Genomic DNA, 17,064 nt, shown 5'->3' with positions numbered 1-17,064 from the left:
GCTCGTTCGTAGTAACGACTTTAGTCGTATAGAACCCATTTGGTATCTTCATAAATATCAGGTTTTTTTAGCTAGGAGACAGGAGACAGGAGACAGGAGACAGGAGGGAAGATGTGGGTTCGTGATCATACAAAAAATTCAATACTTCTTCATATGATTTTTCCTCAAAATTGATGCGCGAAAAGACTTGACTACCATAATTATATAGATCTCAAATGGGTTCTATAGATGTAGTGGCGAGTTCCGAAAGTTAGGTTAGTAAAGGATGGGTTATTGGTGGAGTGATCGCCTTCTGGGAAGAACAAAGCGATCGCTTTCAACAATTAGCTAATATTTTTAGCCTACATAGTTCATTAATGGATAATTGATAATGGATAATTGATAATTACCTCTCCCTTTTAGGGAGAGGATTGATATCATGTCCGGTAGCATCGTTTGTGTATAAAATCAAGGTGACAATTGTAGAAAAGCTTCTGCCTCCTGCCTCCAGCATAGCTGCCTTCCTTCCACCAAAGTCTAATTATTCAACCGGACATGATATGACAAATAAGGAAAAAATTTATTCTCTTGGTCGATTGGATATGGCGCAGGTTTCGGAGCCATCCCTTGACCGCTTTTTTCCTCTTGAAAGGGGAGGCGGAATTAGCCGAATTGTTTAATTATTTAATTATTTAATTATTAATTATTCGGTAAAAAAAGAAAGTCAATAGATGCTCCCTCAGCTTTTTTTACGCGTATTTTTTGACAATCAAATATTTGAAGCTATAATTGAGTTAGGTTTTAAAATTGACGTAGGTTTGCCAGAAATTAGACCTGTGAACCTACTTTTCCTCTTTTTGCTTACGTTTGAGGGAAGTAGCACCTAAAGCGCCAATTAAACTTAAGCCAAAAATTAAACCTGGTTCTGGAACAGAAGTAAGCTCAACATTATCAATTAAAAGACCAGAATCAACAATAGTATCTACTGCATCTACAACCCCAAATCCTAAAGTATAAGTTCCACTCTCAGAAAAAGTATGAGAAAAACTTTGATATCCTGTTTCTTCAAAAAAGGAGAATAGATTAAACATAAAAGAGGAGTTAGTATCAGCTAATACATCTAAATTTGAAAGAGATATAAAAGAAGAGTCGTTGAAGAAGAAATCAGGTGTAAATTCATCTGTCAAAAAATTAAAATCGAATGTTAGAATATCTCCAGCCTTGGCAAAAAAAGTTTGCTTGATAGCAGAACCTTCAGTAGCATCAATATTTAATGATAAGTCCAGAGTTCCTGGAGTTAACCCTAAGAAACTTTCAATCGCAAAATCAGAGACAGCACCAAAACCATTTGTCATTAACGCATTAAAATTACCATCTGAAGGTGTTGTACCAAAACTAATATCCTCTATCCTGGTGTCTCCAATTGTACTCCAGCCAGTGAAACCTTCTTCAAAACTACCATTGACAATTGCTTGCTCAAAGGAAGTGTCTGTAAAGGAAGTTTCTGTAAATGTTTCATTTAAATTTCCTTCTAATACCCTTGTAACTGTAGTAGCACCGCTTATTTCCAATATGTAATCTCCAAACCCTGGAAAAAAGCCATCAAACTGAGTCGGGCCAAAAGCATCAGCTTCAAGGAAAAAATCTCCTATGCTGACAACATAATTGCCTAGATTAAGGAATTGTGTCAAAAAAGAATTTAAACCTGGCCTACCATCATCATTGAATGTAATTTGATCGCTTAAATCAAGTGAACCATCATCACTGTAGAGACGAATATATGTATCAAGACTTCCACTGGTGGCAGTTGCAGCAATAGAAACATTTCCTGCTTGTTCAACATCAAAATACCATTGATCGATAGTGCTACGTTGAAGAGTACTATCAGACTCAATTGAACCTGAAAAAGTAGCAGCACTAGCACTATAAACAGCAGTTAAAGTAGCGATTGTTACACTAGCAGCAGCGATGGAAAGTTTTTTTAACATGATGAAATCTCCTGAGAAAATTTATTACCTGATATTGTTTCACCCCCTCTCCGAGAATTTATGCAAATTTAAATAGAAAAAATAAAAATTGTCCAAAAAATTATGATTTTTATTGAGCCAGATAACTTATGTAACTATTAGACAATAGATAAATCAAACATCAATCTCCCGAAACTCAGCGATCGCTTGACTGTGACTGTATCTAAACTCAACATAACTATTGGACAATAGATAAATCAAACATCAATCTCCCGAAACTCAGCGATCGCTTGAGTAAGGGACTAGCAAAAAAATAGCTTACCAGATCGTCTTTTGTGCAATAAAGCCATTATTAATTATTAATTGTTGAAACCTACTTAGGTCGAAACGCTACTACTCCATAAGCATCAACAGACAAATATTTTGATGCCGCCTGTTGAATATCTGACGAGTCAAGTGCCTGAATATTCTGAGGATAATTGAGCGCAGATGCTAAGTCTCCCACTATTGAGTGATAGTAACCATATAAATTAGCTCGATCACTTGGTGTCTCGTTGGCAAAAACAAACCTATTGGCAACCAATGTCCGAATGCGTTGAATTTCTGTTTCTGTCACCGACTCTTGTTGGATAGTATGTATGTGGTGAGCGATCGCTGCTTCTACTTCAGCTAAATTTTCTTCTGGCAACCTAGCAGATATATAGAAAACGCCTTGATGACGATGACTCATATTACTCACTCCAATAGAATAAACTAAACCTCGCTCTTCCCGTAAGTCACGCACCAGGCGAGATGTTTTCCCCCGACTCAAAATAGTTGCCAACACATCCAAGGTATAAGTTTCATGTAATTGAGTTAACCCAGGTACTCGCCAAAGCATCATTAACCTTGCTTGCTGAAGAGCTTCATCAACTACTTCATGGCGAACTATTTTTGTAAAAGGTGCTTCTGGGGTTAAATTATTTGTAGGTGGTAGTGGAGGTATTTCTGGAATATTTTGGCTGTTTTCAGCTTCGGTAAATGAGTTGGCAACGATATCAATTAATTCTTCTACTGGTAAATTTCCGACTACAGTGGCAGTCATGGAAGTAGGTTGATACCAGGTTTGATGAAAGTCGCGCATTTGTTGGGGTTGCAGTTGAGAAACAACTTCAGCAGGACCTAATACCGGACGACGATAGGGTAATTTTTCAAAGGCGGTTTCAATCGCTTTTCGGTAACAACGACGGTTAAGGTTATCATTTGAGCGCCGAATTTCTTCTAGTACAACAGACCGCTCTCTTTCAAAAGGGTCATCAGCAATACTGGCATTGAGGAGTACTTCCCACTGCAAAGGTGCTAATTTTACGAAGTCTTTAGGAGCAGTGGTAATGTAAAAGTGGGTGTAGTCTTGGCTAGTAGCGGCGTTCATTACGGCACCTTGTTGTTCCACTAAGCGTTCAAATTCACCACCAGGGAGTTTGGGAGTACCTTTGAAAATTATATGCTCGAGAAAATGGGCCATGCCATTGATTGGTTCAGATTCAATGGCAGAGCCAACGTTTAGCCAAATATTAAGATTAACTGCTTCAACTGGTAGGTGTTCGGCAATGATAGTAAGTCCATTTGGTAGTTGGTGGATAGTAGGGGCGTTGAGAGATTCGAGGGTTGGTTGGACTAGGGTTGAGGTCATTCTTGATTTTTTCTGTGGTTTGCCTTTCTCAATATATTTCAATATATTAGACATCTCTAGAAAAGAGGGAACAGGGAACAGGGAACAGGGAGAAATAATTCAGCTATTGGTAGTAGACTGACACAGCTAAAACTGTGCACTCTTATTTTTATTTCTAGGTGTCTTTTTCTCCCCACCCTTCCCACGCTTCCCACCCTCCCCACACTCCCCATCTAATGCACCATTTAAGGTGTGTCGGTCCAGTAGGGTGTGTTAGCGGTAGCGTAACGCACAAAGCACTATATCTATACCCGTATTTCTCACAAACTGATTTAAGAACCCGATTAACAAATTGAAACTTGTGGTTTTTCCCAACAAGAGAAATTTTGAAAGTTCTGAGGCTATAATTGCAGAAAAATCCTCAAAAACTTGATAAATTCTCTGATTGAATTGAGTTGATTCACAAAACTTTGCACCCTCAAATAGACGGTAGTGGTGCATTGTAATTTTTTCGGTAACGGTATAGCAAGCATTTCAGCCACCATTCACCATTACTATACAGGACTACCAAATAGACTATATTTATTATTAGTCATTTCCAGAATTATTTAGTGATCAAGCAAGGACAAAAACCTTAACTTGTATCTTGAATCCCTTGAATCCTAGAGTAAGCTATGGCCAAAATATCTTGAGAGGGACAAGAACTAGCAATAGCGATTAAAATTCCTCTGACAGACCCCAGTAATCCTGGCTCCTAACTTCAGGAAATTAAGACGAATTGTTCCTACTGTAGCCTTGGCAAAAGAAGTTTTACTTATAGCAGTTTTCATGTTTCATAGAGTACAGAGATTTTGGTTTAAGAAGTTGTCTGAAAAGTCTCATTTGCTACATCACGCGCCCCCGCGCATCCCCCACCCATTGGGGGACTTTTACCCGCTAATGGATTCTTGTTCCCCCCAGAATTGGGGGCTAGGGGGGCAAAATTCAGTATTAAACAACTTTTCAGATATCCTCTAAAGGCAAAAGGCAGAGGGCAGAAGTTTTGTAGTCAACATGAGTGAAAACCGCTATAAACAATGATGGGGAAAAGCTGGCATCAAAACATCACAAAAAGATCAGAATTTGTCGTGGTCATTAACATCTTCATACCCTAAGATAAGTCCATAAATTCTTTGAGCGACTCATTGATTAACTGAATAATCTACATCAGATAAATTTCTATAGTCTGGAAAACATTTAGCCAACCTCTCAGTAATTTTTAGCTTTTTGTCTAACTCAGCCATGAACACAATTCCAGGATATGAGTTCATTAATTGATAATGGATAATTGATAATTACCTCGGGTTTTAACCGCTACGGAATTGAATATCAGGAGATATTATTTCTTTTCTTGGTCCATGGTCGGACAGCTCCGAGACCTCGCCATCCCACCCAACGGGGAAGCTGCGAAGATTGACCGCTGTCTTGGTCGATTGGATATGGCGAGGGGACCTCGCCATCCCTCGACCGCTTTTTACCCTTAAAAGGGGAGGCTTTAAACCAGAATTATTTAATTATTAATTATTCGGTAAACATAATAATAATTAACATTAAATTTGCTCAAATTAACAAAAAAGTTATTCTACCTATGTTAATTACTTAATAACTGAAGTGTTACCTAAGTATAGCATTACTTTTGGGAATTGGTATAAGAGGGAAGGGAAGAAGAAAGAGGGAGGAGGGAAAAATATTGCTTTTAGCAGAGGGAAGAAGGAAGAATTCATTAATTGATAATTGATAATGGATAATTGATAATTACCTCGGGTTTTAAGCGAGAGGATTGAATATAAGGAAATATTATTTCTTCTCTTGGTCGATTGGATATGGCGAGGAGACCTCGCCATCCCTCGACCGCTTTTTTCCCCTATCCAAGGGGAGGCTTCAAGGCGCGAATTATTTAATTACTAATTATTAATAATTAATAATTCGGTAAGAGGGAAGAGGGAAAAATATAGCGCTGCGCACAGGCAACAGCTCCGGAAGGCAACAGCGGTCAGACCCCGCGACAACGCCAGCTCGCTTGCGGAATGCTGACCAAGAGAGGCAATAGGGGGAAGAAAAAGCTGATAATATAAGACTTTTAGCTATTGGACATCTCCTGCCATTTGTAAATATGCCAGCGCACATTGCTATGTTGCTTTGTCTGGGTTTTCAGCTTTTGCTCTGTCCGTCCCCTTTCCTTCGACTGCTATAAATAGACATCTCCAGAAAATAAACTTACCCTTGATCTACTATAAACTAGATTTGTAAAAGTCACTCACAAAATCATTTTCAGTGTTTTTTTTTATCAAAAAATATTCCTTTTTCCCTGTTTATTAATGATTTGATAAAAAGTCTATATCTTTTTCACCATATGTCTAATATAGTAGAGAATATGACAGTGCTATATTACAACCAAATATTAGGAAATATTGATTTCCCTATCTCTCTGACCGACTTATTAATTTTCCTGGCAAATTGAATATGCTCTTCATCTTTTTCTACGGGAATAATATTAGTTTTCTGCCCTAATTTAAACTTATCAATTACTAAATTAGCTGCTTCTAATCCTGTTACATAAGCTTTTTCCTGAGACCATGAACCGTGACGGTTAACAATCCAATCTCCACTCATAAATACATTGTCAAAACTTGTTTTAGCAGGGAGTAAATATTGATAACTTCCAGGGAAAAAGTGAGTGACTGCTTCTCTAACTCTAACGACACTTTGGTCAATAATTTCTGCTTCTATAAATTCTGGAATACAAGTTGCTAAATATGTCTGTACCATTTTAATAATTTCCCCATCGCTCAAAGGTAAAAACTGATTAGCATGATAAAAATCTACTTCTACAACTGTTCCTGGTTCATGGCGAAATTCGTCATGTAAAGCATTCAAATCAAAAAACGTCCAACCTGTAGTTGTATCAAATCCAAAACAAGCATTAGAAGCACGAGGAATCGGAATTTTTCGGTCAAACCATAACCTAGTTCCTAATACATCAACTCCACTTAAATTATTAATATTCCTAAATTCTTGACGACTTTGTAGAGCTTCACTACCTGCCATAATCTTTTTCATTCCACTAATACCAACAGCAAAAATTACTGCATCTGCTTCAAATATTTGGTCTTCACAAACAACTTTTGTTGCTTTGCCATTATCATCAACAATTAAGTCAGTAACTCGCTGTTTTGTCATAACTTTGCCACCCAGATTTTCGATATTTTCTACCCAAGGTTTAAATATCATTTCTCCTACAGTTCCCCGACACCAAACTACATCAAAATCTGGTTGGTGAGCTAGGATAAAATAATATAACATTCCCAATGCCGCAGCAGCCGAACATTGTTCTCCCGGAGCAAATAAACCAACTAATAACATGGCATTAAAAGCATCATCATATAATCTTTTAGTCACGCCATATTGTTTGAATAATTCTCTCGCTGTTACTGAGTCATATCTTCGCCAAGCTTCATCCGAATTGTCAAAATCTATCACAGAATAAAGCAGTGGGAGAGCAGAAAGGCGATCGCTCAAAGGCAACCTTTTAAATTGAGTATAAATAAAAGTACCAAGAGGCGTTGGTAAAGGTGGTAAATCTTGAAAAATAGGTGATTCTACTTCTAACCCAGCAGGAGAATATTGAGCTGAACGAGTCCAGGGAGTGAAAGGAGCGAGGTTTAATTTCTTGACAAGAGAAAATATGTTATGGTATGGATACCAAAAACCATGTATGCCCACTTCTACGGAACGGCCTCCGGGAGTTTTCCAACCAGCGACTAAACCACCGGGATAAGGGCTAGCTTCTAGTAATGTAACGTCATAGCCATTTTCGGCTAGGTGGTGAGTGGCTCCTAAACCAGCCCAACCAGCACCAACTACTACTATCTTTGGAGTTTGAGTTCTTATTGTCATACTACTTTTTTTTAAGTCAAAAATTCAGTAATTTTTGTGGATTTTCTCAAGCCAATTTTCAGGCTAGTTTCCCAATTTTCTTCTAATTTGCTTAATTTTCTAGTAGTTGTCAAGGCTGTGCATAAATAATATTTTGAAGGATAAAGGATATGAGAAGAGATTTCAATGATTGATAATTGATAATGAATAATTGATAATTACCTCTCTCTAAAATGAAGAGGATTGATGCGGTAGGGAAATTTTTTTCTTGTTTTTCCTTTAAAGTAGAGGCTTTCAAGCTTAATTATTCGGTAAAAGCATTAGTTATAAGTATCTTAAGATTTAATCTCTAAAATAAAAAGTTTTCCTATGTCATTAAAATATTCAATTTTTTTAAGTCAAAAAATTAATTATACGTAAGCATTCAGCCGTCAGCCATCAGCTAGCCTCCTCCGGAGGAACTACGAACTTCAGCTATTGCTTTTAGTTTAGGATCAAAGCAATATTTAATTGTCTTATACCAATTCTCCATCAAGTTGCGCTTAATAAAAGATAAAAGCTATTAGTAAAATTAAGGTTTTGGTAAGAATTATTAAGCGCATTGTTACAGAGAAATGGCATTACTACAAAAGTTGCCTTCCTTGTCCTTAAAGTCTATATTAATTTGAACACTGTCCTATATAAGAGAATCTTATTGCTGATAGCTGACAGCTAATAGCTGAATGCTTACAATTGTACTAATTACTAATTTACTTAAAAAATGCCACAAACAGTTGTTCAACAATTAATAATTAATAATGAATAATTAATAATTACCTCTTCTTTTCAAGGAGAAGATTGACTAATAATAAAAATTTTTCTTCTCTTGGTCGATTGGATATGGTGAGGAGACCTCGCCATCCCACCCTACGGGAAGCTGCGCTAACGACCGCTTATTATCCCCTTCAAAGGGGAGGCTTTAAACCACAATTTTTCGGTAACTGATGAAGTCAAATAATAAGCTGAAATTACTGTATAATGAAAGTTTTAAGTTCCATTAATACCACTCTGATTTGAGATTTTTGACTTTAGTGAAACGCTATAACTTCCCTCTGGAAAACCTTCTATTTAATTAATAATTTCTAACTTCAAATATGCGAACTCTATCAGAGAATGTTGAAAGAGGACTCCCGCTATAATTGGAGACTTAGCGGTGAGATGAATTTCAACCAGCTAATTAACTGAGCGATCGTGAAACAAATTTTGTGTGATAATTAAATAGTATTTAGTTAGAAGTTGAATAACAAAGTTGATTACTTTAACTTACCAGTACAAGCTGAAACCAACTCAGCATCAAAAGGCAGAAATTAATCACATTTTTGATGTCTGTAAAAGTGTATATAACTATGCTTTAAGAGGAGGAAAAGACTGGTTCAATTCGAGAAAATCATCAATTAGTAGTTGTTCAATTATTTCTGAGTATATTATTCCTGCTGATGCCCCTTATCCTAATTACAATCATCAAGCAAAAAACTTAACAATAGCTAAGAAAACTAATCCTAGATTAAAATCAGTAAATGCTCAGGTTTTACAACAAACTTTAAAACAATTAGACAGGGCATTTTCTGAGATGAAAAGTTTAGGAAAAGACTTTCCTAGATTCAAGAAGAGGATGAGGAGTTTTGTCTTTCTTGCCATGCTGAAAAATTGTCTGGGTTGCGGTAGATTTAAGTTACCTAAATTGGGGTGGATTAAATTAAAGCAAAGCAGGCTATACCCAGAATAAATGGTGGCTAAAAAAGCCATGATAGTCAAAAAAGCTAGTGGTTATTATCTGATGATTACCTTTACTTCATCAAAATCAGTCCCAGATAATCCAGTAGGTGAAAGGTCATTAGGCATTGATGCAGGAATAGAATCTTTTGTAGCTACTTCCACTGGAAAGTTAATCAAATCTCCTAAGTTTTTATTGAGTTCACTGCGCTAGGGGCGAATAGATATTTGCCCCTACAATTGCTGCAAAAAAGAAGACTTAAGAAGAAAATAAGAGGCTCAAATAACTGGTTATATCATGTCCGGATAAGAGCGTGATAAAAAAACTTTCTCCTTCTTCATTCTTTCTACCCTCCTGTCTCCTGTCTCCTGTCTCCTGACTCCTCCAATGAGGAGTTTTGTCTTTCCTGCCATGCTGAAAAATTGTCTGGGTTGCGGTAGATTCAAGTTACCTCAATTGGGGTGGATTAAATTAAAGCAAAGCAGGCTATACCCAGAAGAAATGGTGGCTAAACAAGCCAGGATAGTCAAAAAAACTAGTGGTTATTATCTGATGATTACCTTTACTTCATCAGAATCAGTCCCAGATAATCCAGTAGGTAAAAGGTCATTAGGCATTGATGCAGGAATAGAATTTTTTGTAGCTACTTCCACTGGAAAGTTAATCAAATTTCCTAAGTTTTTATTGAGTTCACTGCGGTAGGGGCGAATACACATTTGCCCCTACAATTGCTGCAAAAAAGAAGACTTAAGAAGAAAATAAGAGGCTCAAATAACTGGTTATATCATGTCCGGATAAGAGCGTGATAAAAAAACTTTCTCCTTCTTCATTCTTTCTACCCTCCTGTCTCCTGTCTCCTGTCTCCTGACTCCTCCGTCGTTTATTTATAACTGTTCAACCGGACATGATATTAAAACTCCAGAATAAAATAGCTATACTACATGAAAAAATAGCTAATACTAGACGCGATTGGCATTTCAAACTCGCTCATCAACTTTGCGATTTTACAGACAATATTTTTGTTGAAGATATGAATTTTAAATCTTGGTCTTAAGGTATTGTTAGAAAACAATCCTTGGATTCTGGAATTGGTCAGTTTATCAACGAAATATTGCCTTATGTTTGCTGGAAACGAGTTAATTAATTGATAATTGATAATGGATAATTGATAATTAGGGCTTGCTGATTAAATCTCAAAGCATTTAGAGATAAAGGTTTGAAGAATTTTAGGTACTGAAAAAGTAGCAGCTTTTCGGTTGATGGAGCTCAAAAAGTGAAGATTTTGGAGTCATTATGACAGAAAAAGTAAGGGTGGATTATGAATGACCAGTTCTTCAGCTAACTCCCCGTTCATCCTAACTCTTCACTACTCCCTACTCCCTACTCCCTACTCCCTACCATAGCAAAAAGACTTTATTCAGCAGACCCTAATTACCTCTGGTTAAAACCGTCCTTGATTGAATATAAGGAAATATTATTTCTTTTCTTGGTCCATTGGATATGGTTAGGACCCACATTCCGCACTTCAATTTGTAACATGAAAATTAGTATAAAATCTGTAGCTTGCTTAAGTATTTATACTATATAAATCATCTTCATTTACCTTGATCGGGAGTCAAATTATCAGTTAAATATTAAGCATAAATACTTACTGAATTATTGATTTTGATTGACCACTATAATTTTCTTCTTATTTCTTATTTCTTATTTCTTATTTCTTATTTCTTACTTTTGAATGCATGACTTTTGACTTATATTTTTATGCTACGTTTTGTCGTGCGGAATGTAGGTTAGGAAACCCATCCATCCCTAGACCGCTTTTTTCCCCTTAAAATGGGAGGCTTCAAGGCGCGAATTATTTAATTATTAATTATTAATTATTAATTATTAATTATTAATTATTTGGTAATTATTACAGAAGAATCTTAAACTTCAAAAGCAAGTTTTATAGATAATGATTTTCTTCCAGTGTACAAAAAAGGTCAGAAAAATTATGTCACTTTTTCAGGAAAAATAGTAAAAAGAGGAATGCAATTGCACCGCCAGCAAATGGTTAATCAATACTGATTTTAATGCTTCCTTGAACCAATGCGAAAAAAGCAGTTCTCTTTTGTCTTTGACCATGAGAAACGATGGTGTTGTAGTGCCTCCTCCGGAGGAGCTGCGCTAACACGAGCGTCAGGGTAACACCTGGAAAATAAGGATATGTCTTATGTAACTATAGTATTTTCAAATGAGATGTAAATCTAGATAGAGCTTTTTTCTAATCAAAAAATCCTGTCTTGAGTATCCATTAATTATTGTGCAAAGCTACTATTTAATGCTGTTTTTTCTTCTTTACTGTTCCCAGTTCCGGTGTTCCCTGTTCCCTTTTGAGTAAGACTCTGTTTCCGCATTTCAAATGAAAAGGCTATATATTTTTATGAACTATTAGTTAGAAATATCTTAAAAATTAATCTCTAGAATAAAAAGTTGTAAGCATTTCCTGCGGAATGCTGCGCAAACAGCTGTCAGCTATTAGCTATCAGCTATTAATTTTGGGGAAGATAAAAGTAACCTTTAAAATTGAGAAAGAATAAAAAGTTGCTAGCATGGGTCTCCTTTCTAAACCTGAGAAGTAATTATATCATGTCCGGTTGAACAGTTATAAATAAATAACGACGGAGGAGTCAGGAGTCAGGAGTCAGGAGTCAGGAGAGAAGAAAGAATCAGGAAGAAGGAAGAAGAAGAACTGGAGTTGAAGAAGAAAGCTTTTTTTATCACTAATTATCCGGACATGATATTATTCATTACTCATTGCTGATAGCTGACTGCTAATAGCTGAATGCTTAACAAAAGTTTTCCTATGTCGTTAAGATATTCAATTTTTTTTTTACTCAAAAATTAATTGTACTAATCTTCCTCTTGAAAACCTTCTATCTGATGATTTCTAACCTCAAGCCTGGGAACCCTATTTTGATATATATAGTTAAAATTAAAAGATAGAGTCTATGATTTACTTGTTAACAAAAAGCAGAATAGACAATATCACAAAACCTGTATAAAGTCAAGAAAATAAACATTAGTGTCATACTCAACCCAGAACAGTCGAGAGCTGGATCTGAAGACCTTATTTCCATTTGAACTAGACAACTTCCAGAAAGAGGCGATCGTCGCCGTAAACGCTGGAAAATCCGTAGTTGTTTGTACCCCTACTGGTTCAGGCAAAACCCTAATTGGAGAATACGCTATCTACCGTGCCCTAAGTCGCGGGCGACGAGTATTCTACACCACACCCCTCAAAGCTCTGTCAAACCAAAAATTGCGGGACTTCCGCGACAAATTTGGAGCAGATAAAGTAGGATTAGTCACCGGAGATACCTCTGTTAATAGGGAAGCATCAGTCCTAGTAATGACTACAGAAGTATTCCGCAATATGCTCTATGGTACTCCCATAGGAGAAATAGGCACATCTCTAGAAAAAGTAGAAGCCGTAGTCCTGGACGAATGCCACTACATGAACGATCGCCAACGAGGCACAGTATGGGAAGAATTAATAATTTATTGTCCACCAGAAATTCAATTATTAGCTCTCTCCGCTACAGTAGCCAACAGCGACCAGCTTACAGATTGGATTAATAAAGTACATGGACCAACTGAACTTATTTACTCTGATTTTCGGCCAGTACCTCTCCAATTTAATTTTTCTAATAGTAAAGGTCTATTTCCTCTACTGAGCAACAACCAAAAAAGAGTAAATCCACTGCTCAAGCCTAAAAATCGACATATAGGTAGAGATAGAAGAGAAAAACAATTAGAACCAATATTGCCGGCAGTTTTATCTCAACTCAAAGAGCGGGATATGTTACCAGCTATCTACTTCATATTTAGCCGTCGAGGTTGCGATCGCGCAGTGGCAGAAATAGCACAAGTCAGCAATCTTACTTTGCTGGACGAAACAGAAACAATTCAACTGCAAAACTTAATTCAAAAATTCCTCAATAGTAACCCAGACCTAACTCACTCTAAAAGACTCGAACCTCTAAGCAGAGGTATAGCATCCCACCATGCGGGAATGTTACCAGTGTGGAAAGGATTAGTCGAGGAATTATTTCAGCTAGGTTTAATCAAAGTAGTATTTGCTACTGAAACCTTAGCTGCTGGAATTAATATGCCAGCTCGTACTACTGTAATATCTAGCCTCTCTAAACGCACGGATGAAGGTCACAGACTGCTAAAACCATCAGAATTTCTGCAAATGGCAGGTAGAGCTGGACGACGGGGGATGGATGTTCAAGGTTACGTTTTAACTGTCCAAACTAGGTTTGAGGGTGCGAAGGAGGCGTCTTATTTAGCAACTTCAGAAGCTGACCCTCTGGTTAGTCAGTTTACTCCTAGTTATGGTATGGTGCTGAATTTGCTACAAACTCATACTTTGGAGGAGGCAAAGGAGTTAGTCGAACGTAGTTTTGGTCAATATTTATCTACTCTTTCTTTGGAAGCAGAACGCATAGAGATTGAGCAAAAAGAGGTAGAGTTAACTTCTTTGCAAAATAAATTGGGGATTTATGAAGAGAATGATTTGGTAAATTTAGAGCAGTTGCTGAGAGATTATGAAAAGATACGAGAAAGAGTAAAGGAAGAGAAACGACTGCTGAAAATTTTGCAAAGGCAAGCGGAGCAAAATCGCATTAAGGAGATGTCTTTGTCTTTATCTTTTGCTTTATCGGGAACTATTATGAGTTTAAAAGGAAAGCACGTTCCTACTGCGAAGAGGGCTGATGCTAAACCTATTGCTGCTGCTTTGGTAGCTAAAATTCCTGGTTCTGGTCAGTCTTCTTATTATGTTTGTTTGGGTCAGGATAATCGATGGTATGTGGTGGCAGCTATGGATGTTGTGGGTTTACACCCAGATGTACCTCGCTTAGTGACGGTAGAACAGATGGAGTTGCCTGCTGAGATAGATTTTAGGTTGGGGCAATGTCGTAAAGGAGATGAAATTTATCTGAGTTTATCTGAACAAATTCCAGAGGTACCTCCACCAATAGATGCTCCAGAAGTTTTGGTGCAAATGCAGAAAGTGGCAACGGTGGAAGTAAATATTCAGGAACATCCGCTCAAGGAATGGGGAAGTCCTCGTATTTTGTTGAAGGGTTGGCGACGTATGGGTATATTGCAGATGGAAATAGGCGATCGCCAAACTGAGTTGGAGGATAAGTTGGCTCGTCATTGGCAGGAGTTTCTTAATCTGATTGAAATTTTACAATATTTTGGTTGTTTGCATGAGGTGGTGCCTACGGAAATTGGTCAAGCTTGTGCGGCGATCCGAGGTGATAATGAGTTGTGGCTTGGTTTGGCGTTGATGTCTGGTGTTCTTGATGAACTTGACCCTCATCATTTGGCTGCTGCTTGTGCTGCTCTGGTGACTGAGATTAGCAGACCTGATAGTTGGTCGCGTTATGATTTGTCTTTGGAGGTGGACGATGCTTTGGGTGGTTTGCGTAGTTTACGACATCAGTTATTTCAGGTGCAGCGTCGGTATCGGGTAAGTTTACCTGTTTGGCTAGAGAGGGATTTGATTAGTTTGGTCGAACAGTGGGCACTGGAGGTGGAATGGCAGGTGTTGGTGGACAATACGAGTCTGGATGAGGGTGATGTTGTCCGGATTTTACGTCGGACTCTGGATTTTCTTTCTCAGATTCCTCATGTGCCTCATTTGTCTGATGTTTTGCGACGGAATGCTTATCGGGCGATGCAGTTGATAGACCGTTTTCCTGTTAATGAGGAGGTTAAGTAGGGTTTGATGTTTCTGGGGGAGTAGGGGAGTACGGGAGTAGGGGAGATTGAAGTATAGTCAGGACTTACGCAAATTTACTTTTAAAGCACCATTTACCCCTCAAATGGTATTGGCTAACGCCAAGCTCCGAATTGCCCCCTCGCCATAAGTAGAGTCTCTGCGTAAGTCCTGATAGTTATAAACATATAACATTAGTATATAACCGGATTCTATATTAAAACTTCCTAGATTCTAAGAGGGAAGAGGGAAGAGGGAAAAATCTTGCGTTGTCTGAGTTTTCAGCTTTTGATATGTTTGCGCCTTTTTCTTCGACCGCTATTACTATTTTTGTGTATTGGTTGAATAAAAAGTCATGCGTAGGGGCGAAATACCCCCAATGATTACATACTACCATGATTTTTTTGAGGATGCAAGGGGAAATTCTTTGGGCTTTTTTTGGAGCTTCACAGAATGCAGATTCTATATTTTGATGAGCGATCGCGGAGCGTTTAGCGGAGCTATGCGTCAGCAAAACGTAGTTTTATCGCGACGAGGGAAGGGAGTTTTATCTCTTTATTTGCCTATGCTAGAACATTTGGTGGTGGTGCATTTTCAGAGGAAATACCTTGCCGTTTTTTGAAGCTCCACAGAATGCAGATTAATCATCCGTGTATCCGTGACCAAATCCTTGTCTGGCTGATGGGGTGAAAATTTTGCCTGTTGTTACTTCTTTTGGGAGTGCTTCACAAAGTGAGATTTTTTTTCTGATGTTTTGATGGTGCGAGTATCTCTTCTATATATATTCAGTGGCGATATGCTGTTCTTGTGTTGAATAAAAAGTCATGCGTAGGGGCGAAAGACTCCCAATGATTAAATCCTATCATAATTTTTTTGGGAATGCAAGAGGAATATCCTTGCCGATTTTTTGAGCCTCACAAAATGATGATTTTTCTTTGTTTGTGAATATTGAATATAGCGTTGGCGCAGCAAGTGCGTTAGCTACATCGCTTCTACATGAGTAATATATTGATGTGTTGGTGGAGTGAAAATTTCTTTTTTTAGAGTTTCACAGGATGAGATTTTTCTGATGTTTTGATAGTGTGAGTATCTCTTCTATATATGTTCAGTGGCGATATGCTGTTTTTGCGTTGAATAAAAAGTCATGCGTAGGGGCGAACGACTCCCAATGATAAAATTGTATCATCATTTTTTTGGGGATGCAAGGGGAAGTTCCTTGCCGATTTTTTGAGCTTCACAAAATGATGATTTTTGTTTGTTTGTGAATATTGAATATAGCGATCGCTTCTACATGAGTAATATATTGATGTGTTGGTGGAGTGAAAATTTTTCCACTTCTTTTTTTTTAAAGCTTCACAAAATGAGGTTTTTCTGGTGTTTTGATGGTGCAAATATCTCTTCTATATATATTCAGTGGCGAAATATTGTTTTTGAGTTGAATAAAAAGTCATGCGTAGGGGCGAACGACTCCTAATGATAAAATTGTATCATCATTTTTTTGGGGATGCAAGGGGAAGTTCCTTGCCGATTTTTTGAGCTTCACAAAATGATGATTTTTGTTTGTGAATATATAGCACTAGGTAAATAGGTTAGGGTAATTATCAACACTCAAACTCACTCAGGGATTACTTCTAACTTCGCGCCTTCTAACTTTTGACTTTTGACTTTTGAATTTTGACTTGAGGGTAGCGTTGGCAGAGCCTAGCGTTAGCTACATCGCTTCTACATGAGTAAATATATTGATGGGGTGAAAATTTTTCGGTGGTCTAATGGTCGTGCATTGTGATTATTTTTGTGACAAAAACAGTGGGAGCATCTTGCTCCCGTACCAGATATTTCTTGCTCCCGTACCAGATATTCCTTTTTCCTGTGGCTACTTCTTTTCTTAGTAGTGCTTCACAAAGTGAGATTTTTTTTCTGGTGTTTTGATGGTGTTAGTATCTCTTCTATATATATTCAGTGGCGAAATGCTGTTTTTGCGTTGAATAAAAAGTCATGCGTAGGGGCGAGTAACCCCCAATAATTA

Annotated in this window: 7 protein-coding genes and 2 pseudogenes; 4 read left to right on the top strand and 5 right to left on the bottom strand. The window is 37.5% G+C overall.

What is annotated here, in order from left to right; translation table 11 throughout:
* Positions 1–821: 821 nt before the first annotated feature.
* From F6K23_RS24810 to F6K23_RS24790, 5 genes and pseudogenes are all read right to left on the bottom strand, one after another.
* Positions 822–1,967: a PEP-CTERM sorting domain-containing protein gene (locus F6K23_RS24810; protein ID WP_293160761.1), complete on the bottom strand. Its 1,146-nt coding sequence runs from the start codon at positions 1,965–1,967 to the stop codon at positions 822–824.
* Positions 1,968–2,319: 352 nt separating this feature from the next.
* Positions 2,320–3,618: a pitrilysin family protein gene (locus tag F6K23_RS24805; RefSeq protein ID WP_293160759.1), complete on the bottom strand. Its 1,299-nt coding sequence runs from the start codon at positions 3,616–3,618 to the stop codon at positions 2,320–2,322.
* Positions 3,619–4,231: 613 nt separating this feature from the next.
* Positions 4,232–4,412: pseudogene (locus tag F6K23_RS24800) on the bottom strand (transposase); the annotation flags it as partial.
* A 306-nt stretch (positions 4,413–4,718) separates the two neighbouring features.
* Positions 4,719–4,907 (bottom strand): annotated as a pseudogene (locus F6K23_RS24795) (transposase); the annotation flags it as partial.
* Positions 4,908–6,024: 1,117 nt separating this feature from the next.
* Complete coding sequence (locus tag F6K23_RS24790; RefSeq protein WP_293160757.1) at positions 6,025–7,533, bottom strand: FAD-dependent oxidoreductase; 1,509 nt, start codon at positions 7,531–7,533, stop codon at positions 6,025–6,027.
* Between the two features lie 1,267 nt (positions 7,534–8,800).
* Here F6K23_RS24790 and F6K23_RS24785 point away from each other — a divergent pair.
* The 4 genes from F6K23_RS24785 (at position 8,801) to F6K23_RS24765 (ending at position 15,041) form a co-directional block, all read left to right on the top strand.
* On the top strand, positions 8,801–9,277 hold the full coding sequence (locus F6K23_RS24785) for a transposase (RefSeq protein ID WP_293160755.1): 477 nt from the start codon (positions 8,801–8,803) through the stop codon (positions 9,275–9,277).
* On the top strand, positions 9,278–9,478 hold the full coding sequence (locus F6K23_RS24780; protein WP_293160753.1) for a hypothetical protein: 201 nt from the start codon (positions 9,278–9,280) through the stop codon (positions 9,476–9,478).
* Positions 9,479–9,652: 174 nt separating this feature from the next.
* A complete protein-coding gene (locus F6K23_RS24775; protein ID WP_293160751.1) occupies positions 9,653–9,967 on the top strand; it encodes a hypothetical protein in 315 nt (104 codons plus the stop codon).
* Between the two features lie 2,362 nt (positions 9,968–12,329).
* Entirely contained in the window at positions 12,330–15,041 is a 2,712-nt protein-coding gene (locus F6K23_RS24765) for an RNA helicase (RefSeq protein WP_293160749.1), read from the top strand.
* Positions 15,042–17,064: the final 2,023 nt, after the last annotated feature.

The sequence above is a fragment of the Okeania sp. SIO2C9 genome (assembly GCF_010672455.1).
Lineage (GTDB): Bacteria > Cyanobacteriota > Cyanobacteriia > Cyanobacteriales > Microcoleaceae > Okeania.
This window is presented reverse-complemented; position numbering and strand designations above follow the sequence as displayed.